Source organism: Flavihumibacter petaseus NBRC 106054 (assembly GCF_000974785.1).
Lineage (GTDB): Bacteria > Bacteroidota > Bacteroidia > Chitinophagales > Chitinophagaceae > Flavihumibacter > Flavihumibacter petaseus.
Genome location: NZ_BBWV01000001.1, coordinates 1,995,555 through 2,017,493, shown reverse-complemented (window position 1 = coordinate 2,017,493; position 21,939 = coordinate 1,995,555). Strand labels below are relative to the sequence as shown.

Genomic DNA, 21,939 nt, shown 5'->3' with positions numbered 1-21,939 from the left:
GTGATTCTGACTTTATTTAAAAACTGGTGCTGATGCCGATCTGGAATCCTTTGGGTTGAGGATAAACGGCATAGTCAATACCATTGGTCAGTGATGAGGCATTCGGGTCTCTCCTTCCTACTTCGGGATCTAATCCGGTGTAGTTCGTTACAGTGAATAGGTTCTGGGCCGATATATATATGTTGAAATTCTTCACTACTCCTTTTGTTGCGGACTGCAGGAAGCGGTCGGGAACATTGTAGTTCAACATAATATTTTTCAGTCGGAAGTATGAACCATCTTCGAGGAAGCGGTCCGACGGACGCGCATTCTGGTTAGGATCAGCAGATATGGCGCGGGGCACGTCAGTATTGGTATTGGTGGGCGTCCATGCATCCAGTACTCTTGTGCCTGCGTTGAAGAAACGAACCATGCCTTCGGTGGTAGTGCGCAGGGCGTTGTAGATCTTATTTCCCTGAACACCCTGGAAGAATAAAGTAAGACCGAATCCTTTATAGTTGGCACCAAGATTCAGAGAGTAGGTAAACTTAGGGATAAAACTACCGAGTACAGTACGGTCGAGGTTATCGATTACACCATCATTGTTGAGGTCTTTGAACTTAATATCACCCGGTGCTGTAGAAGCGGTTTGTTTAGCATGTTTCAAAACCTCGTCGGCAGTTTGGAATATGCCTTCAGTCTGCCAGCCGTAGAACGACTGAACTGCTTCTCCCGCCATTGTATTGGTTACATTGTAGCCTTCGGTCAGGTCAACATCTGACCCGGCTTCAATATTCGGTACCCCGTCAGCCAGTTTCAGCACTTCGTTTTTGATGGTGCTGAAGATGCCGGTGGCATTGTATGAAAAATCGCCCCTTCTCTTACTGTAGCCCACCTGGAACTCAAAACCCGTATTCTTCATACCGGCGGCATTGGTGATAACGGTAGAGGAAAGGTATCCCATACTTGGTGAAAGTGGCACCGCCATGATCAGGTTGTCTGTTTTCCGCTGATAATACTCCGCAGATAGCGTCAATGAGTTATGGAACAAACCAAGATCCAGGCCGATGTTCGTCTGCTCGGTTGTTTCCCATTCCAGGTTGGTATTACCCAGGCGCTGAATCGAAGAAGCAGGACCACTGGTCAAAGCATTGCCAAAAGGATAATATGAACTATTTGCATTTACATATACCTGCCAGGGCGAACTACCCAATACGGCGCCATTCAAACCGGTAATACCCCAACCCGCTCTAAGTTTCAATTCAGATATCGCGTCGATGTTATTCATGAATTCTTCCTGGTCTATGCGCCAGCCCACAGAAGCAGACGGAAACGTCTGCCATTTTTTTCCGGGTGCCCAGTATGAACCTCCATCGCGGCGAAGTGCTGCATTGACTAGGTACTTACCTTTATAATCATATGCCACCCGGCCGATATACGATACGATATTGTAGTCCGCAATCAGGGTTTGAGCGGATATATTGCTGGCATTATTCAGCGTTTTCAAATCATTTGACGGCTGGTTACCGCTGGCGTTTTCATTTTTCACCCGTTGTCCCTGGTATTCATATACCGCAATTGCGTTGACATGATGATTTCCAAAGCTTTTGTCAAAGGTAAATTGCTGGGTATATAATTGCACGGCCGAGAGCGTTCTGTTGTTGGTAACTGTAGCCTGGATGGCGCTGGAACCGGCAACAGTACCACCGTCATTAAATATGGGAGAGAAACGGTAGTCAAGACCGTTTGCATAATCCACACCGAAAGTGGAACGGAACTTCAGCCAACTGGTAAGATTCACTTCGGCGAAAATAGTTCCAAGAACTTTTACCGTTGTCCTGTTACCGGGATTTTTAAGTTCCGCATCTTCGATGGGATTGGTAGGGTCGCCGCCATCCAACACTGAGTTAACACCCCTGTAGCCACCATTGGTGGTAGGATCGTAAACCGGCATATAGGGCATCATCTTGATGACGTTTACCAGGTTAGAACGGGTGCCGGTCTCGTTGTTGTCATAGTTTTGGTCCCCGTAAGCAATATAGATGTTCTCACCGAAGGAGAATGTCTTGCTGATACGGTGATCGGAATTGATCCGGAAATTATAGCGACGGTATGCCACCCCGGGTGCGGTGCCTTGCTGGTCAAAGAAACTACCGGAAGCGTAAAAGCGTGACGCATCATTACCTCCACTCAAACCAATATGCGTTTGCGTCATCGACCCTTGCCTGAAATATTCATCCTGCCAGTCGGTAACATTGTTTCCATAAGTGGTTGATGCACCCGGATAGATCGGTGTATTCACCCAGGCAGGATCAGTTCTTCTTGGTACAAGGCTGCCCCTGTATGCAAGCGCATATTTGTCGAATTGTTCAGGATTGAGAATATCGAGACGATTGTTTACATTTTGAATACCATAATAAGAGTTCAGATCGACCCGGAGTTTGCCCTCTCTTTTGCCCTTTTTAGTGGTTATCATGATCACGCCGTTGGTGGCTCTTGAACCATAGATGGCAGCTGCAGAAGCATCTTTCAGCACGTCAACTGATTCAATGTCTCTCGTGTCGATGGCTGACAGATCGCCTGTCGGAAATCCATCAACCACATACAGGGGATTGGAAGCATAGGAGATGGAACTGATACCCCGGATGGTTACGATGGGTTCAGTACCTGGACTACCATTACCAACTACGTTTACACCAGGTACACGGCCCTGCAGGGCAGACTGTACACTGACAACAGGAATCTCGTTAATGGTCTTACTGTTTAAGGTAGAAATAGCGCCCGTTACAGCGGTTCTTTTCTGGGTGCCATAGCCCACCACAATTACATCTTCCAGGTTCTGGTTGAGCGTAGCCAGAGATACGGACAGATCAGTGTCTTTTCCCAGCACCAGCTCCCTGTTTTCGAAACCCATCGAGCTCAACACGATGGCGGAGCCCGCCTCTGCAGAAATGCTGAACCGGCCATTATTATCGGTGGTTGTACCGCGGGATGTTCCTTTCACCACTACAGAAACGCCGGATATAGGTTTACCGGCTCCGTCTTTTACTGTGCCGGTGTACGTGGGTGACTGGGCCATGATCTGCAGTGGCACAACAATAACCAATAGCAGTACAATTGCTGATTGTTTTTGTATAAATGAAAACAACCCCGTTATCTGATTAAAAATTCTTACAGTCATAACAGATAGTTTTGATATTAATCTTCAATTATTAGCGCTGAACATTTATTTATTGCATAGATAATAAGCTTCAGGGGTACAGGTCAATGCTACGAGTCGTTCGCATAGTATTTCAACGGCATGTAATGGAAGACGGGAAGACCCAAGGCGATTCGGGACGCATCCGAAACCGGCACTGGTGTGTTAGACAAGAGCATTGGCAGCAGTTTTATATGGTGATCAGGCCCGAAACCATTCAGAAAGCAGTTCCAGTTTTCAGGGGCGGTCTATCTCATCGTCTACCTACGCAAAAAAGGAGAATCCCAACAGGACCCCCCTAGAGCGCTTGCAATATTGTCAAACGGAAATGCAGTTATATAAATAGCAACAGGCATCAGTCAATCGTGTCCCGGCTGTTCAATTCCGGGTTCTGACGTCTAAACTAATAAAAAAAATTTACAGTGCAACCGATTGCATTATTTTTCTGAAAAACTTATCCACTTATTTTACATTTTCTATAAAATCCATAATTTACTCTTGTAAAATCGTGATAATCATTGCCAAAACCACCCGTCCCAGCGGGTAACCGATTGCAAAAATGGCCCGGGATAAAGACATTACCATCTACGATATCGCTACCCAGCTTGGCGTTTCCCCTTCAACAGTAAGCAGGGCTTTGAAGAATACCAATGCCGTTGGCAACGCCACCCGTAAAAAGATCCTGGCCACCGCCCGTGAGCTGGGATACCAAACCAATACATTCGCTTCCAACCTCAGAAAACAACGCAGTAATACCCTGGGTGTGATGGTACACGAGCTCCGAAGCAACTTCATCACCTCCGTACTATCAGGTATAGAGAATGTTGCCGCTGAAACCAATTATGACCTGATCATCGCCCACTCTTCAGAAAATGCAAAAAAAGAAAGAGCCAACGCGAATAACCTCTTTCACAAAAGGGTCGACGGCCTGATTGCTTCACTTGCCTCAGATACCAGTAACCTGCATCATTTCAAAAGCTTTGTTGACAAAAGCCTGCCGGTGGTGTTTTTCGACCGGGTATTTGAACAGGATCTCGGGGCCAAAGTCATCATTAATAATTTCAAAGCCGGATACGATGCCACCCAGCACCTTATCAGGCAGGGTTGTGAACGTATTGCACATATTACGTCGAGCCTGAACAGAAATGTATATAGTGAACGTTTACGTGGCTACAAAGCAGCGCTGGCCGACAATGGAATTGCTTTTGATGAACGGATGGTGATTGTCGATGGACTTGCAGAAGAGCATGCAGCCTATTCAGCCAAACGTATCCTGAAATTATCCCCTTTGCCCGATGGCATATTTATTACAAACGACTTCTGCGCCGCGGTGGTGATGCAGGTACTGAAAGATGCCGGCATCCATATTCCGGAGGATATGGCGATTGTCGGCTTCAACAATGATGCTATCAGTAAAGTGATCTCACCCAAACTGACAACCATTGACTATCCAGGATATGAAATGGGCCAAATTGCCGCCAGGCAAATCATAAGCCATCTCAAGGGAACATCCAATATCAATACCACCAACACCATCATTTTACATTCAGAGCTTATTATAAGAGAATCTTCGCTTAAACAGATTTCCTGATGTCAGTTTATACCCGCCTGCTCCTGGTCACCTCCTTCCTGGCGCTTATGACAGCCTGCCGGCAGCATCGGCCGGCAACGCAGTTCCTGCAACTTTCTGCGAATGAGTCAGGGATAAAATTCAACAACCAGATCGACGAAAGCAAGTTTGAGAAAGAAGCACTGAATGAATTCGCCTATATGGGCAGCGGAGTCGGTATTGGCGATTTCAATAAGGACGGCTTAAAAGATATTTTCTTTTGCGGCAACCAGGTAAGCAGCCGGCTTTACCTGAACAGGGGAGCCAACCGGTTTGAAGATATTACAGAGAAAGCCGGGATTACAACTACCAATTGGTGTACTGGTGTAAGCATTGCCGATGTTAATGCAGATGGCTGGGATGATATTTATATCTGCAATTATGGCAAGTCTCTTTCCAAACCCGCCGCCAACCAGCTTTTTATCAACCAGCAAAACGGTAGTTTCAAAGAGGAGGCCGCCATTTATGGGCTCGCTGATACTTCCTTCAGTACCCAGGCTGCATTCCTTGACTATGACCTTGATGGCGATCTGGATATGTACCTGGTTAATTACCGCTTTAACGGCCCGAACGCCAATTCGATTTTTCCCAAAAACGAAAGCGGCCACTCTCCTGCCAATGACAAACTGTACCGCAACGATGGTGCTGCCAATGGTTCCAGACAACCACATTTCACTGATGTAAGTATGGAAGCTGGCATCAGGGAAGACGGTTACGGACTCGGTGTATCGGTAAGCGATTTTAACGGCGACGGATGGCCGGATATATTTGTGGCCAATGATTTTTTATCAAATGACGACTTCTGGATCAACAATGGAAATGGTACTTTCAGCAACAAACTTGATCAAGCCACCCGTCACCAGAGTTATTCGAGTATGGGATCAGATGCAGCCGACATCAATAATGACGGCCTCATCGATTTTGCCACACTTGACATGATGCCGGAAGACAACGAACGAAAAAAACTCACGCACTCTTTCATGAACTACGACCGCTATGAAGCCGAACGCAATAATGGCTATTCGCCCGAGTTCATGCGCAATATGCTGCAACTCAACCAGGGCTATTACCACCATGGCGACACGATCATTCCCTATTTCAGCGAAATAGGCCAACTGGCCGGCATATCTGAAACAGACTGGAGCTGGAGCATTTTATTCGCTGACGTCAACAACGATGGATGGAAAGACATTCACATTACCAATGGGATCGGTCGTGATTTTGTCAATGCTGATTTCATCCAGTTCGGCCAGGAACTCGACAACGAATTTGCCCCGGAAAAGCAACGTGAACTGCTGAATAAAAAACTACGTTCGCTCAACTATATCAACCTGCCCAACTATTGCTACCAGAATAATCATAACCTTGGATTTATTAATGTATCGGAAAGCATGGGGATAAACGAACCGTCATTGTCGACTGGCTGTGCCTACGCCGATCTTGACAACGACGGAGACCTTGACCTCATTGTTAACAATATCAACAGCGAGCCATTTATTTTCCTGAATCAGGTGCGCCAGAATGTACCCGACAGCAGTCATTTTATTTGCTTTCAATTCGAAGGAGCTCCAGGAAACCAGCAGGGCTTAGGTGCCCGTATCACGATATACACTAACGGCAGTCAACAGTTACAGGAGCAATGGCCTGTGCGCGGCTATTGTTCTTCGGTTGACAACCGGTTGCTATTTGGTACGGGTAAAAGCAGGCAAGTCGATTCTCTTCTGGTTACCTGGCCGGGTGGCAAAACGCAAACAATACATGCATTAAAGGCTGATTCGCTCTATACCATTTCAGAGAAAAATGCCGTTTCGCCTGCCGGGTTGCCGGCTATAATCAGCCATACCCTATTAACAAATATCAGCGATAGCGCAGGGCTCACCTATTTCCATACTGATAATTCTTTCAACGACTTTGCCTTTAACCGGCTGATCCCTCAAAAATTTTCACAACAGGGACCCTTTATTGCCACGGGAGATATCCAGGGCGACCAGCTCACTGACATCTTCATTGGCGGCGCCACCCAGTTTCCCGGGGCATTACTGAAGCAGCAACCCAATGGCAGTTTTCAACGTAGTAATCTTCCCGGTTTTAATAAATGGGAAGAAGACATGCAGGCGGTCTTCTTCGACGCAGATAAAGACGGCGACCAGGATTTGCTGGTTACCCGCGGCGATTACCGCTTCGCCGACACCTCGATCCATCTTCGGCCAACGCTTTACCTCAATGACGGAAAAGGAAATTTCCAACCCGATTCCTTCGCAATCCCGTCAGCCGTGCGTTGCATTGCAGGCGCGGTTGCAATTGCTGATTTTGATCGGGATGGGGACAATGATATTTTTATCGGTGGGCGCGTTGCCGGTCGCTATCCCACCTCTCCGCGGAGCTTCCTTTTACAAAACAACAATGGACTGTTCACTGATATAACAGAAAAAATCTGTCCGGAGCTCCAGAGAGCGGGCATGATAACCGGCGCCCAATGGGCGGACCTCAACGGCGACCAGTATCCTGAATTGGTACTTGCTGGCGAATGGATGCCCATACGTTTCTTCAGCAACAAGAAAACTATTATGCGGGAATATACCGATTCTGCTATGCCATCACCCGCTGACGGCATGTGGCGAAGCCTGCTTGCCTCGGATATCGACAACGACGGCGATATTGATTTTGTGGCGGGCAATATGGGACTAAATAACCGGTATAAGATTTCAGCACAATATCCTATGATGCTTTTCGCCAAGGACATCGACAAAAACGGCAGCCTCGACCCAATACCTTTCTACTGGATCAAAACAGAAGATACTGTACGCCGCCTGATTCCTGCCATTAACCGGGATCCGCTGGCTGAACAGGTACCCGCCATCAAAAAGCGGTTTCTCAGTCACCAAAAATATGCAGGCGCCCGATTTGCCGATATATTTCCCGATACCAGTAACCTGATTAGACTGCAATGCAGCCAGGCTGCGTCGGGTTGGTGCGAAAACCTGGGAAATGGGAAATTCAGGTTTCATGCGTTTCCCATCGAAGCACAATTTGCGCCGGTGAATGCCATTGTTTGCGAAGACATCGACGGAGATGGCATAAAAGATCTTATCCTTGCCGGAAATGAATACCAGGGAGAGGTAATGAGCGGTCGGTATGATGCTTCTTATGGCCTTTTATTGAAAGGCGGCCGCGGTGGAAATTTCAAGGCTCTTCCCGCGGGATCATCAGGATTGCGCATAAACGGGGATGTAAAAAGTATGGCAGTCATCCGGAACAAAGCCCGGCAACGAATGCTCCTGGTGGCAGTAAATAACGGAGCATTACAAACTTACCTTTTGCCCCAATAGCATAATCCAAACCGCACCTGGAAGGCAGTACTCTTGATCATATAAAACGTCGAAGCATGACAGTTGGGCAATGACGCCCCCGGATTAAGGAAGACCGGGTAAAATATCGGCGTGTACGGGAAAATCACCCATTGACAATGCCTGAAACTTACAGTTACTTTGTTATCAGATCTGTGAAAGTGGAAGGTGCGTATTCCCCGATACCTAAACCTCCGCATATGAAACAGTTGCTCAGGGCTGTTTTACTCTCTGCCAGCCTTACTACCTGCAACAAGGATGATGATGACAAAAAAACCGAATGCGTGCTCAATGAAGCCGCTGTAATCGGCGTCTACTCCGTCACCAGTGTCTCTTACAAGCTAACCAGCACCTCGACACCAGTCGATCAGCTTCCGGATGCTGAACCTTGTGAAAGAGACAACAGTTACCATTTCAAAAGCAACGGCGTTTTCCAGTTGGTAGAAGATGGCATCCAGGCATTAAAATGATTTTATGAAAACATTCCATCTGCTGCTTCGCGCGGCCGTGATCTTCATGTGCTTCCTGTTCTATTTTCAGCCAACGATATCCGCCCAGGAACAGGACACAGTTTTCAGGAAATTCTACGGTCAGTTCGGGTTGGGCCCGGCCACACCCGGCGGTTACAATACCGTGCTTGGTTTGACCGGTGTGTTCAAAAGCAACTGGACAGCCGGACTCACCTATCAGAATATAAAATACGAACCGAAAAACCTGCCGGCAGATTACAAACCCGCATATGTAGAGACGATGCCTTTTATGACCGAGGAACGAAAGTTATATGCTAACCTGAACTGTATCAGTTTTACCGGGGGAAGAATTTTTGATCTGGGCCGGAAATTCTGGTTTACAACTGAAGCCGGACTTTCCCTGGTCTTTGGCGAAGAATTGACCTTCACGCCACAGCAAGTAACAGGCGGGTTATTCGAAAGTTCATCTAACTATGGTGTTCTGCGCGATAACAAAACGACTGTAGGCGGGGTACTGAAAGCAGATGCAAAATGGGCATTTGCCACCTTTATGGGACTGGGTGCCGGCGTGTTCACACAGTTCAACAGCCTCCAGACTTCAGCAGGCTTCCAGGTCAATCTCTTTTTTGGAAAAGCCTGGCGAAAAAAGAAGTGAATTCTGCGCTCCCGCCTGTGTGGTTGGTTAGCTATCAGGCCTCCACCACAATTTCAACGTCTGCAGAACCCGATACCAGCTAAAATATTGGTTATCGAAATTTTATACATATTACAGATCTTCATTCAAGAGACATAACCGATTTATTATCAATGCTCTGTGGGTTCAGCTAAGGGTCACCTTAGGGTCACCTTAGGGTCAGCTTAGGGTCACCTTAGGGTTAGCTCAGGGTTAGCTCAGGGTTAGCTCAGGGTTAGCTCAGGCCCAACCTTATATCTTCATGGCTTCATCCTTGCTTCCTCTGTTCTTCAATGATACCCGGCTTATTTACCCCTGCAACAACAAGCAACCCGCCATTGCAGGGATGAAGCAAGGATGAAACTGGGTTAAAGCATGTTTAACCGGGAGGTGGAAATATTACTTCGCCAGGCCCTCTAATGGAAAAGTTTTGAGGAGCAGGTTTCCCTGCATTACAACGGTCGCGATCATTGCCCGGATATCTTCCTCGGTTGTCCGGAAATTCACGACACAGGCGCGAAGACAGTACTTATCGTCAATCAGTCCATGCGAAAGAAAAATATTGCCTTCCTGTTGCAACTGATTCAGCAATTTTTCGTTGAACCGGTTTAGCTGTTCCTGTATTTGTGGATCGGCACCAGACACTTCTGTACCAGCGGGAATAAACCTGAAGGTAGTGATGCTCAGGTTTTGTGTAACAGCCTCAAGCGCAGATTCACTATCAGCCAGCTGAAACATGAGACGGGATAACCTGATGTTTTCGGCTATCATAGTACGATAACCATTCAATCCAGCCTGTTGTAACCCTAACCAGACCTTCAGCGCGCGGAAACCCCGCGAATTCTGTAATCCGTATTCATAATAATTAACCGGCTGTTCTTCCCCATTTCCCTCAAAATTGAAATAGGAAGGATGCGAACTGAACGTCTGAACCAGGTGGCGGGGATCCTTCACCAGGGTGCAACCTGCTTCAAGAGCGCTGTACAGCCATTTGTGCGGATCGAGCGCAATTGAATCGGCGGATTCCCGGCCACGGAACATATTTTGCAGTCCAGGAAGACAAGCCGCGGGCATTCCATAAGCACCGTCAATATGATACCATGCACTGTACGTTGCAGCAACCGTACCCAGTGCCGCCAGATCATCTACCGCACCGGTGCTTACATCACCTGCCGACCCGATAATCATCAAAGGGGCAAATCCGTTTTCAACATCCTCCCGGATAGTTGATTCAAGAACGCCGATATCTATCCTGCCATCATTGCCTGTGGAAATCATTTGGAGTGAAGCTTTCCCGGTACCGCAAAGCAGTACGGCTTTTTCAATCCAGATATGCGTACGATGTGAACAATATATTTTCCACTTTTTATTTCCACCCGCCTGATTGTTCTTTACCTGCCAGCCGGTAAGAAATCCGGTTAAATTGGCCATATTCCCTCCACTTACAAGAAGACCACCCCAGGTGGTTGGTAACCCAATGAATTGCGCCAGCCATAGTATGGTTTGCCTTTCGATCTCAGTTGCAACGGGGCTAAGCACCTGCGCACCTACATTGGGATTAACAGCTGCGGCCAGCAAATCCGCCAGTGCCCCGATTGGAGCCGCGGAAGCAGTGATATATCCATAAAATTGCGGATGCCCGTTCAATAAAGAATGTTCCAGAACAAGATCCGCTGCATGTTCCAGCAATTCTCCAGGAGACTTTCCTTCAATGGGAAGGCCCTCCTGACCCAGCAATACCCGTAATTGACTGGGTTGCTCGCCCCGGGTCACGGGCATCTGCCGTATCCGGCCGAGGAAATCAGCAATGCGATCCACGAGGACGTAACCGGCCTGCCGGAATTCAGCAGGGGTCATGTCTATCTTATTCGTTGTCATATAAAATAATAAAACACGAAATTAGCAGAACCCGCATTGTTCCGTTTTGCTGGAAAGTCCAACCCCGTATCCCCGCAGCCCATAATTGTCAACAGAAACTAATGGTAAACTTTTTCGAACGTGTATTGCAAAACCCCAATTTCTACAGGCAGTTCACGTGTAACAACAGCCTGATCACCGCATTCAATTGCCCACTCGACGCGCGGTTGATGAAGACACAGTTCGCTGATCTCTGGACGCAATACAATTGCCTCTTTTATGTGATAGACGGCCGTAAGATCTGGCACACTGCCCAGGGCAGTCATGACCTGCAGAAAAACACCTGTGTTTTTGTTCGGAAAGGCGCATTCATCCTGGAGCAGATGTTTGATGTAGGATTTTGCGTAGTGTTATTTTTTATTCCAGACGAATTCATCTGCGATACCCTTAAAGCCAGGTCCAGGCCACTGGCTGATTATCCTAAGCATTATGATCCACTGATGTTTCTGAACAACAGCGAAACGCTGGCAGCCTTTTTTCATTCGATGTCCTCCTATTTTGCTGAAACCAACGACCCAGACCCTTCCCTGCTGGAACTGAAATTCCGCGAACTCATCCTGACAATTGCAGACAACCCGCGAAATGCACAACTCTTATCCTATTTCTGCTCCCTGTTACATGAGCCCCGCTCTTTATCCCTGCAAAGGGTGATGGAAGACAACTACTGCTTCAACCTCAAACTGGAAGCCTATGCACGCCTTTGCAACCGCAGCCTCTCCGCGTTTAAACGCGACTTTCAACAGGCTTTCGGGCAGGCCCCGGGAAAATGGTTGATGGAAAAACGACTGCTGCATGCCAAAAACCTGTTAAACAACCACGGAAAATCAATCAGTGAGGCAGCTTTCGAAAGTGGGTTTGAAAACAATTCTCATTTCAGCAGGGCATTTAAACAACGCTTCGGTGTCGCGCCATCCGGGGCCAAGGCTATCCGGCAGGACTGAAGTCAATCAAATCTGGACTGTACAGAAAAATCAATGAACTGCTGAGAAATGTGCAGTGCGATGGCTAAGAATAGTTTTACAACTCAAATTTTTCTTAACCATTTAACCTTGTTCACATGCCTACCAAAGAAATCCAGGGCAAACTGTGGAGCGTAGCGCCCACCTACTGGTCCAAACATTTTGAACCGCATTTTCTGCCTTTGTACAAAACTGCCTTCAGGCAGATTCCGTTAACAAATGAAACAGCACTGCTTGACGCGGGTTGCGGTTCCGGGCTGTTTCTTCATCTTGCTTTTAAAGCGGGCGCCAGTGTGATTGGAATCGATGCAGCACCTGGCTTACTGAAACTGGCCCGCGAAAGAAATCCGGGGATCAATATCCTTGAAGAAGATCTTGAATCAATGCCTTTCGCAGCCAATTATTTTGATGTGGTAACCGGTTTTAATTCTTTCCAGTATGCCGGCGACTTTGCCAATGCACTCCGTGAAGCTGTCCGTGTATTGCGTCCCGGCGGCAAACTGGTAATTGGTCTGTGGGATAAACCCGAGGCCAGTGAAGCCACTAATATCCTGAAAGCCATCGGGACCTTACTGCCGCCACCGCCTCCGGGAACTCCGGGACCGTTTGCTTTGTCAGAAGACGGTAAGGTAGAAGCTGTTTTCGAAGAGATTGGCATTCGCCTGGTGAGCCGCACGAAAGTCGCCTGTCCCTTCCTGTATTATTCCCTGGAAGATGCTGTTCAAAGCTTTATGGGTACCGGCCCTGCAGCGCTGGCACTGAACCAGGTCAGCAGGGAAACAGTAGTAACGACGATTGCAAAAGCAATGGAGCCTTATGCCGTGGCAGACGGAATGCATCACCTGCAAAACAGCTTCCTGCTGTTCGTCGCAGAAAAATAGATACTCCTATTTCAACCTGTTCAGCCTTATCCTCGCCCTCCCCGACCGGGAGGGCTTTTTTGCGGCTTTCAGCGCCGGTTGTATTTGCGGATGATCTTCAGGGTTTCCTCCAGCGGAAGCGCCTGCACAGTATGCCCGCCAAACCCCTGCATGTCGGTAGCCATGAACAGGGAATTGATGATCGCTTCTTCTGTTGCTTCGATCGCTGCCATAAACAGGGGAGACATGGCGTCATTGGTAAGAGTCTGCTGGTTTTGCAGACTGCTTTTGCTCTCATGTGGTATGCGCAGTCCAGGTGCCGTGGAAAAAGCGATCACGTAATCGCCGCTTCCATTGGAAGCGATACCGCCTGTGCGGCCAAGCCCCAGGAAGGCCCTTTTTGCCAGGCGTTTCAGATTCCTGGCATCAATCGGGGCATCCGTGGCAACGACCATCATACAGGAACCATCTACATCCTGCAGGATTTCCTGGCTGAAAGAAAATTTCCGGAGTTCTTCCCCCACCGGCACCCCGTCAACCTGCAGGACGCCCCCAAAATTTGTCTGAACCAGTACGCCCACCGTATATCCCCCCAATGAAGCAGGCAGTTTGCGGGATGCCGTTCCGATACCGCCTTTAAATCCGAAGCATACCGTGCCTGTTCCGGCACCGACATTTCCTTCCAGTACCTGTTCCGTACCAGCTGTCCGGATAGCCTGCATCACATCAGCGATTTGTACGTATTGCGCCCGTATATTATTCAGCCATCCATCATTCGTTTCACCCACAAGGGCATTTACGGAAGCTACTTTATCGTTGCCTGCCTGCTGTAATGTATACTGAATGATACCGGTAGCCGCTGAAGGAACATTCAGCGTATTGGTGAGCACGATCGGCGATTCAATATTTCCCAGTTCTTCCACCTGGGTGCTTCCGGCGAGTTTGCCAAATCCGTTACCCACGAAAACTGCACCGGGAACTTTTTCCTGGAATATATTGCCACCATGCGGAAGGATCGCTGTTACACCTGTTCTTACAGAATCACCTTTGATCAGCGTTACCTGGCCGACTTTAACCCCGAACACATCGGTTATGCTGTTCAGTCTACCGGTTGGCAATACGCCAATCACGATACCAAACTGCCGCGGCCGCTGACGTTCCTGCTTTTTGTCGCCAACCTGGCTGAACGCCATGCCAGGTAAAAAGCAAATTATTACTACCCCTGCGAAGAGGGTTGAAGCACAAGCAATTTGAAGACGCATAGTTAAAACGTTATAACAACACCTAATTTAAGGAAGCCGGGTAAAATAACGTGGGGAATGGGAAAATCCCCCATTGACAATGCCTGAAACTTGTTGTTATTTTGATATCAGATCTGTGAAAGAGGAAGGTGAATTTCCCCAGCTACCTAAACCTCCAAATATGAAACAGTTACTAATGGCTGTTTTTCTCTTTTCCAGCCTCGCTTCCTGCAAAAAAGATGACGACGACAAACCTGAATGCACCCTCAATGTCAGCTCCGTATCCGGCACCTACACCATTTCGAGTTATCTCTACAAAGAATCCAGTTCCTCTCCCGAAGTAGACCAGATGCCCGATACAGAACCCTGTGAACGGGATGACACCTTCACCTTTAACAGCAACGGTCAATACCTCTTCGAAGATGCCGGCGTACTATGCGACGGACCGGAATCAGTGGACGGTTCCTGGTCGCTTTCAGGAAACAACCTCATCCTCGATGACGAAACCGTTCCTGTGAAAAAGTTTGACTGCAAACAACTGGTGCTTGAATTTCATGACACCTACGTTACCGGCGACCGCTCTACCTTGACCTTTAACAAGCGTTAGGATCAAACGTAGCATCCGCCTAGAACTTGAAAGTATATCCGGCCCTGACAACCTGGGTTTCGTAATAGTCATCACTGGTATAGCGAAATCCGGTACCCCGGATTTCCTTCCTGATGACCATTGTGTTGAACAGATCTGTTACGTTCACAAATACCTCACCCTTGCCTTTCTGAATGGTTTTCTTTACCCCTGCATCCAGGGAATACCTCGCCAGGATCTTACCCTGGGGAATAATATCGGGTGCCATAAAAGCTAAAAGGGTCTGTGCCTGCCATCCGCCTGTGAAACTGAACTGGTTATTCAGCTTGATGTTACCTGACCATTGTTGCTGCTCTGCTGACTGAAATACAGAAGGCTGCGGATAAAGGTTTTGCACTTCAAAGGCATTGATCTGGTTCCGGTAAATATTGCCGTTAACCTCGAACTTATAAACTTTTGATACTTTCTGCGAAAAAACCGCCTCCAGGCCGGTACTGAAACTGGTACCGGCATTCTGGGATACGGCATAAACCAGCGTACTTCCCGGTACGATACTGGCTATCCTGGTAATGGTTCCCGATGCAAACCGATGGTACAGGGCCACCTGGAATCCACCGCGGTTGCGGTTGTTGCGATATTCCGCTTCAATGTTATTGGTATACTGCGGCCGCAAGGCAGGATTGCCCACCTTGATGATTTCCGCATCATCATACTTGGGAAAAATCCGGATATCCACTTCATTGGGCCGATCGATCCTCCGCGTGTAGGACAATGTTATCCGGTGATCGTCATCCAATTTGTACCCGAACCTGAAATTCGGAAATGGTTGCAGGTAGTGGTATCCGTTACTTTTATAAGTATTATGGTTGGGATCCACATCATAGGAAACCTGTGCATATTCCAGGCGTAACCCCATTTCCAGCTCCCACCGTTGATTTTCATAGTAATAGTTTCCATAGCCGGCAGGTATCACTTCCCTGTACCTGGCCCATCCGCCGGCACTGCTGTCCAGAACAGAATTGACGCCCGGCCTGAAATCCATATCGGTTGGTATTACCCTGTACCGCATCTTAACTCCGGCTTCAAATCTTCCATACCGTAGCGGCTGTACATAATCAAGGTTCACATCAATGATCTTTTCTGTCGACAGCAATTTAAAGGCATCATTACCTGAAGATGAAGGAAGGGTGTTGATATAGTGGTATTGTTCATCTTCCTGGTGAAAGTTAAAATTAGCTCCTGCCCTCAGCACCTGCCCGGCCCGGCTGAACCGGTGCAGAAAATCAACCGATCCGATTGCCGTTGTTTTTATTTCATCCTCGCGGAAAGTCCACATACGCTGGGGCTTCGACGACTCGGTTCCATAAAACGGCTGTTCGCCATTGTCTACAATCTTTTCGCTCCCATACATTCCTGAAATTGTCAGCCGGTCCTGCTTATTGAGATCCCAATCTACACCCACCTTGCTGGTAAAAAAGTTGGTATTCCGGTTTCTTTTCAACTGCGATTTTATCACTGTACCGTCATCGTAAGTTCGTTCTACAAACTCATTCTTATTTAAAGTGTGGGTATAGAGATTATCTGCCTGTAGAAAAAGATTGACATCTCCCTTCCGGTAATTTGCAGAAACAGACGGGTTGATCTTTGGCGTGACCGTATACTGCGGCGTCATACCGGGAAGATTTTCTTTTCTCACCCAGAGCGAACCTGCACCCAACGCGATGCCGGCTCTGCCGTTAAATCCATCCTGTTTTTCCTTTTTCAGGATAATATTGATTATCCCTGCACTACCGTTGGATTCATAGCGGGATGGCGGATTGTTAATAATCTCAATTCTGTCTACAGCCGATGACGGAATGTTATCAAGTCCGGACTGGCTGCCATATCCGGTTAATGCGGAAAGCTTCCCGTCAATCAAAACGGTTACCTTGTCGCTGCCCCTCAACAAAACTTTTCCATCCTGAACGGTGACGCCCGCAGCTGCCTGCAGGTTCTGAAGAACCGAACCGCCTGACTGACTGATATTTCCGGAAACCAGGTATACTTTTTTCTCCCGGACATTCCCCTGGCCACTTCCGCCTGCCGTAACCGTTACATTGTCCAGGGACACAGCCTCCTCATCCAGTTCAATCACAGGAATTGCCAGAAATGCTGAAACGCTTCCCACATACAGGGAAACCGATTTGCGGGTAAATCCAACAGAGGAAATATCTAAAAGATAATTTCCGGGTTTAATACCGGTGAGGGAAAATTTTCCTGATGCATCTGTTATGGTGCCGGCAAGAATGGCTGAATCCTTCGTAGTCGTTACCGTAATATTGACATAGGAAACCGCGGTCTTTTCCCGGTTGCTTCGTACGCTTCCTGAAACAGTTACTGAGGTTGCCTGGGCCAGCACTACTGAAGCAAAAAAGATTAAAACAATTCCACACAATAGCTGTCTTATCATTTTCCACTATTAAATGAAAAACAATATTGCGCCCTGATTTAGAATATTTCCTGAAGGGAGAATTAACCTCACATGAATTCAGCGCTCTTTCATTTTGCCGCTCGCAAATCTTTCACTAGCCGTCTGATAATAGGCTATCGTTTCAGATACCAGTGCCGAATTCTGTTTCTTTACCACTTCCATCGACCTGTCCTTTTCAGACACACGGAATTGTTTAACATTTTTACGGTCATCGATCTGTGTGAAAACATCGCCTTTCAATTCACCCAGTGTCCGGTAATTTCCGATAAATGCTCTTTCTTCTCCCGAATTGACCTGGTTGATGTCCTGACCATACAGGGCGGTATGATAGTTCCAGTGAAGGTAACCGAAAAGTGTAGGCATAATGTCGATCTGGGAGGTCAGCCGGTCAATTCGTTCCGGTGCGTGGGGAAGGTTGAAGAAAATAGCCGGAATATGATGCTTGTCGATATTGATCTCCCATTTGCCAGCACTGTTGGCGCAATGATCGGCAACCACAACAAACACAGTATTCCTGAACCATGGCTTCTTCTGAGCATCTTCAATATATTTCTTCAGGGCAAAGTCGGTATATTTTACTGCAGCATTTCGTTCTCCCTGTGGAAGATCGATTCGTCCGCCAGGGAAAGTATACGGCTTGTGGTTGGAGGTTGTCATGATAAACTGGAAAAAAGGACTACCCTCCACTGCTTCCGAATCGGCATACTTAATCGATTGCCGGTACAGGTCTTCATCGCAAACACCCCATGCGTTTTCAAATGAGACTTCATTCGTTGGAATATTCATCCGCCGGGTAGCAATATGGTCCGACAATGGATTGCCCCTGTCTCTGTCTACAATATCGAAACCCTGGCCACCAAAGAAATTGTTCATGTTGTCAAAATAGCCGTCGCCACCGTAGATGAAATAAGGGTGGTAATGCTTTTGTTTCAGCACGGTCCCAATGGAGAAAACATGCTGATTATCCGGCCGCCTGACAATACTGTTGCCAGGAGTAGGAGGTACAGACAATGTAAGCGCCTCCATACCCCGTACCGTTCTTGTTCCGGTTGCATAGAGATTGGTGAAGAAAACGCTTTTGACCGCCAGGCTGTCGTAAAACGGAGTCAGGTTAGCGGTATTGCCAAATGATTTCAGAAAATCAGCGCTAAAGCTTTCTATTGCTATCAGGACAATATTTGGTCTGATTTCCAATGAATCTGTAGTACCGCGTATGATATTGTCCCACTGTCCCGAAACAAACTGCTGGTTTTTCTGCAAGAGGTTTTCTTTCAGAATATGATAAGCTTCCTTTTCAGCGAGCTTTGGGTAATACACATCATAGTCCAGCTCATTGGCACGGAATGCTGCTATAAAAGAAAACACACCATTTTTCCCCAACTCATTGATCACCCGGTTACCGCTGAAGTCAGCCTGCTTGTTTCTCAGCAGGACAAGCAGGGAAACTCCAAGAATGATCAAAGGCATTGCATATTTCACCCTGGACCCGATGGGCATTGCGTTTGAGTAGGTCGAACGGAATACACCTTTTTTATGAAGCAAAACGAATGTCAGGATCACCAGCGTAATCAAAACCGTGATGATGAGAGGAAGCGGATAGGATTGGTTGATATTCGCGATTACTTCATAGGTGTAAATCAGGTAATCGACTGCAATAAAATTGAACCTGGCCCCAAACTCACTCCAGAAAGGAATTTCCGCCAGCAGGCTGAAGTAAATTATCAGCAGTACAATCGCGAAGTAGGTGCTGGTGATTATCCTGTCTGCGATTGAACCGATCCAGGCCTTCGGAAAAATCAAAAGATAGACACAGTAAAGCAGCAGAAAACAAATGCCTGTTGCCAGGTCAAACAAAAAGCCCATCACAAAAGCCTTCGTCAGGAAGAGGAGGTTGAAGTCAAGATCGCCAACACTCCAGGCCAGGAAGGTGATCCTTACCAGACCTGAAAGCATAATATAAATCGCTAATACAGCAAATAGTGCAGCGAACCTGCCGTTCAATAGTTTTTCAACCGGCCTTAACCAACCAACCCTGGTATTCATAGACTTACTCGTTAAAACGAGTAAAGTACCGACCCAATTTAGAAGAAATTTAGAATTCAGAACGTCACGGTGAACCGATGGAACGCATCTTCAAAACTGTAATGTATTCTCCAGCCGTGGTATTTGCATACCTCCTGCACAATTGACAATCCCAATCCGCTTCCGCCATTGTCGGAAGTAGCTTTTATGAAACGTCCGAACAGGTTATCAGTATTCAGAGGATGCGTCCCGGAGTTGGCTACTTCAAAAAATTGCTTTGTTAAAATTATCTGTATATCACCATTCTCTTTGGAATGCCGGATAGCATTGAGCACGAGGTTCTGGATTAGTACCTCGATCAGCCCACTATTCCCTTTCACCTGCACGTCTTCCTGTACACTGTCGCTTTCAACAATATTCTTTTGCGTGAAGTGTTCACTGAGCAGGTTGATGTTTTGGCGAACCAGCTGGCTGAAATCTACCGTTTCGACGGTTTCAAACTGGCTGTTCTCAATTTTGGCCAGTAACAGAAGATTTTTGTTGATCCGCGAGCTCCTGATCAAAGCGCGGTTCATGTCTTCCGCAATAAGGTATTGTTGTTCGGTGAGGTTTTCACTTTGCATCAACAGATCGAGCTTGCTTTTCAGGATAGCAAGCGGTGTTTGTAGTTCGTGCGAAGCATTTTCTGTGAATTCTTTCTGGCTTTTGTAGACAGTTACCGAATGATCGATCAGTTTGCGCAATGACAGATTCAATTCCTCAAATTCCATGGTGTCGGAACGGTTGAATTCAATATTGGTATTGCTGTTCAGGTTAAACACCTTGAGTTTGTTTAACGTATTGTGGAATGGCTTCCAGACAGTATCTGAAAGTTTCCTCGTGAGATACAGCAGGCCTGCAACGATCAGCAGGAAAAAGAAGATGGTTGTAGCGGCGATCAGGGCAATGGTCTCACGGGTTTCTTCAATATTGGTCTCTACAGTAAAGCGATATGGCTTGCCGTTCAGGTAAATAACAGCAGAAAGACACCTGAAGCGATCAACAATTACCGAATCTGCCGAAGACCTGGCCTTATCGATAGTAAACGTGCTGTCAGTTAATCTGTCTCCGGCTTCCACGGGCCTGATATTTGTTCCCGGCTGGATATCATTCCAGAGTTTTATGCTTTGTTGCAGTTTGTCTTCCGGAAATTTTAACCGGTTAATCTCGAAAGCCGTCTGACCGGCAATGATTTCGTTGTGCTCGTCCAGTTCGTTTCGCCAGATCGCATCCACTACCAGGTAATAAACCGGCACGCTGATCACCAGCACAACCAGTACATAGATCAGGAAAGGTCTTGTGGTTTTATATAGTAAGGGGCGCATCCTGCTCATTTAGTTGCCCTCCCATTTATATCCTGTTCCATAAACAGTTTTCAGGTATGGTTCACACCCCGCATCACTCAGTTTCTTCTTCAGGTTCTTGACATGGGCATACACAAAATCATGATTGTCCAGCATATCTGCAAAGTCGCCGGACAGGTATTCGGCAAGGGTACTCTTGGACAGCACCCTGTTTTTATTTCCGATGAAATAGATCAGGAGATCAAATTCCTTTTTGGTAAGGGTGACTGGCTTGTTTTGAACCATAACAGTCTTCGCCAGCAGATCTACTTCCAGTTCTCCCTGCCTGATAATATTTGAATTGCTGAATTGTTTTCTCCGGATAATTGAAAAAACCCTCGCAGTGAGTTCTGGCAGGTGGAAAGGCTTGGTGAGGTAGTCATCTGCACCGATCTGCAGTCCCAGCACTTTATCTTTCAGGTCATTTTTCGCTGAAATGATGATCACACCGTCCTGCTTGTTTTCTTTCCGGAGCGTTTCCAGGAGCTTCAGGCCATTGCCGTCAGGAAGGGAAATATCCAGCAGGATGCAGTCATAGTCAAACACGGCAATCTTGTCCATCGCTTCACCAAATGTCGGCGCATGCTCACACAGATAGTGCTCTGATGAAAGATATTCATCTATACTTCTGGCCAGATCAGGCTCATCTTCGACTATAAGGACTTTCATACGCCAAAACTAGCAGTTGAATTTCGAAGAAATTTTGAATCAGATCCTTCCCCACTGGTCATACAGGGTTTCTCCCCGCAAGATCTTGGAAATACTTTTCGCAATTCTGTTTACCCGTGTCTCCTCCCGCCTGGCGCCATCAATCCAGACCAGAAAATATTTCTGTTGGGAATGGGTGAACGAACGAAATATTTCCAATGCACCCGGCGCATCTTCCAGACATGCGGCAAAATCCTCCGGCAGACCGATGGGCGCCTCGTCCGGATACAACGCTATCCGGACCGTATCACCTGCTTTTTTGCCAATTGCTTTACGCAGGGAGGCATTTACCGGCAGAAACAGTCCGCCCCCCTGCATCGGCATCAGGCTGCAGCCTGTAACCGTATGCCCATCCACCGTACCACTAACCCTCTTGTACCCGAAAGGCCGATCGCCTTTCGGCAACGGGTCAGGAATAGCGGCGTAAGTCCAGCCGCCCTTTCCCGCCATGCGTCGCAGCAGAAAATCGCCATTGATCACGAAATCAGGCTTTTTTTTCTTTATCGCCATCTGATGG

The 21,939-nt window shown here is 47.3% G+C and carries 15 protein-coding genes; 7 read left to right on the top strand and 8 right to left on the bottom strand.

Annotation, left to right across the window (positions count from 1 at the left end; genetic code table 11):
- Positions 1-16: 16 nt before the first annotated feature.
- Positions 17-3,160 (bottom strand): SusC/RagA family TonB-linked outer membrane protein, encoded by a 3,144-nt coding sequence (locus tag FPE01S_RS08440; protein WP_052955612.1) that lies wholly within the window; start codon positions 3,158-3,160, stop codon positions 17-19.
- Positions 3,161-3,737: 577 nt separating this feature from the next.
- On the opposite strand from FPE01S_RS08440, the gene FPE01S_RS08435 reads away from it, so the two are divergent.
- The 4 genes from FPE01S_RS08435 (at position 3,738) to FPE01S_RS08420 (ending at position 9,259) form a co-directional block, all read left to right on the top strand.
- On the top strand, positions 3,738-4,769 hold the full coding sequence (locus FPE01S_RS08435; protein ID WP_046368284.1) for a LacI family DNA-binding transcriptional regulator: 1,032 nt from the start codon (positions 3,738-3,740) through the stop codon (positions 4,767-4,769).
- The gene (locus tag FPE01S_RS08430) at positions 4,769-8,116 is read left to right on the top strand and encodes a VCBS repeat-containing protein (RefSeq protein ID WP_083990175.1); all 3,348 of its coding nucleotides are present in this window, start codon (positions 4,769-4,771) and stop codon (positions 8,114-8,116) included. Before FPE01S_RS08435 ends, FPE01S_RS08430 begins: the two co-directional genes overlap by 1 nt.
- Positions 8,117-8,334: 218 nt before the next feature.
- Positions 8,335-8,604 carry a hypothetical protein gene (locus FPE01S_RS08425; RefSeq protein WP_157473934.1) on the top strand — a complete coding sequence of 90 codons (270 nt, stop codon included), beginning with the start codon at positions 8,335-8,337 and terminating at the stop codon, positions 8,602-8,604.
- Between the two features lie 4 nt (positions 8,605-8,608).
- Positions 8,609-9,259 carry a hypothetical protein gene (locus tag FPE01S_RS08420; RefSeq protein ID WP_046368282.1) on the top strand — a complete coding sequence of 217 codons (651 nt, stop codon included), beginning with the start codon at positions 8,609-8,611 and terminating at the stop codon, positions 9,257-9,259.
- Positions 9,260-9,676: 417 nt separating this feature from the next.
- Here FPE01S_RS08420 and FPE01S_RS08415 read toward each other — a convergent pair whose 3' ends face one another.
- Positions 9,677-11,155 carry a pyridoxal phosphate-dependent decarboxylase family protein gene (locus FPE01S_RS08415; protein WP_046368281.1) on the bottom strand — a complete coding sequence of 493 codons (1,479 nt, stop codon included), beginning with the start codon at positions 11,153-11,155 and terminating at the stop codon, positions 9,677-9,679.
- Positions 11,156-11,256: 101 nt separating this feature from the next.
- Between FPE01S_RS08415 and FPE01S_RS24740 the strand changes: the two genes are divergently transcribed.
- Both FPE01S_RS24740 and FPE01S_RS24735 read left to right on the top strand, forming a co-directional pair.
- Positions 11,257-12,135: a helix-turn-helix domain-containing protein gene (locus FPE01S_RS24740; RefSeq protein WP_052955611.1), complete on the top strand. Its 879-nt coding sequence runs from the start codon at positions 11,257-11,259 to the stop codon at positions 12,133-12,135.
- A 116-nt stretch (positions 12,136-12,251) separates the two neighbouring features.
- Positions 12,252-13,034 (top strand): class I SAM-dependent methyltransferase, encoded by a 783-nt coding sequence (locus FPE01S_RS24735; RefSeq protein WP_052955610.1) that lies wholly within the window; start codon positions 12,252-12,254, stop codon positions 13,032-13,034.
- A 68-nt stretch (positions 13,035-13,102) separates the two neighbouring features.
- Here the strand turns inward: FPE01S_RS24735 and FPE01S_RS08400 are convergent, their stop codons facing one another.
- Positions 13,103-14,206 carry a DmpA family aminopeptidase gene (locus tag FPE01S_RS08400; protein WP_046368280.1) on the bottom strand — a complete coding sequence of 368 codons (1,104 nt, stop codon included), beginning with the start codon at positions 14,204-14,206 and terminating at the stop codon, positions 13,103-13,105.
- 229 nt (positions 14,207-14,435) lie between these two features.
- Between FPE01S_RS08400 and FPE01S_RS08395 the strand changes: the two genes are divergently transcribed.
- Positions 14,436-14,861 (top strand): lipocalin-like domain-containing protein, encoded by a 426-nt coding sequence (locus FPE01S_RS08395; protein WP_046368279.1) that lies wholly within the window; start codon positions 14,436-14,438, stop codon positions 14,859-14,861.
- A 19-nt stretch (positions 14,862-14,880) separates the two neighbouring features.
- On the opposite strand, the gene FPE01S_RS08390 is transcribed toward FPE01S_RS08395, so the two are convergent.
- From FPE01S_RS08390 to FPE01S_RS08370, 5 genes are all read right to left on the bottom strand, one after another.
- A complete protein-coding gene (locus FPE01S_RS08390) occupies positions 14,881-17,289 on the bottom strand; it encodes a TonB-dependent receptor (protein WP_046368278.1) in 2,409 nt (802 codons plus the stop codon).
- A gap of 78 nt (positions 17,290-17,367) precedes the next feature.
- Entirely contained in the window at positions 17,368-19,353 is a 1,986-nt protein-coding gene (locus FPE01S_RS08385; protein WP_046368277.1) for an LTA synthase family protein, read from the bottom strand.
- 56 nt (positions 19,354-19,409) lie between these two features.
- Entirely contained in the window at positions 19,410-20,696 is a 1,287-nt protein-coding gene (locus FPE01S_RS08380; RefSeq protein WP_046368799.1) for a sensor histidine kinase, read from the bottom strand.
- A gap of 9 nt (positions 20,697-20,705) precedes the next feature.
- Positions 20,706-21,383: a response regulator transcription factor gene (locus FPE01S_RS08375; protein WP_046368276.1), complete on the bottom strand. Its 678-nt coding sequence runs from the start codon at positions 21,381-21,383 to the stop codon at positions 20,706-20,708.
- A gap of 39 nt (positions 21,384-21,422) precedes the next feature.
- On the bottom strand, positions 21,423-21,932 hold the full coding sequence (locus tag FPE01S_RS08370) for a YdeI/OmpD-associated family protein (RefSeq protein ID WP_046368275.1): 510 nt from the start codon (positions 21,930-21,932) through the stop codon (positions 21,423-21,425).
- Between the last annotated feature and the right edge of the window lie 7 nt (positions 21,933-21,939).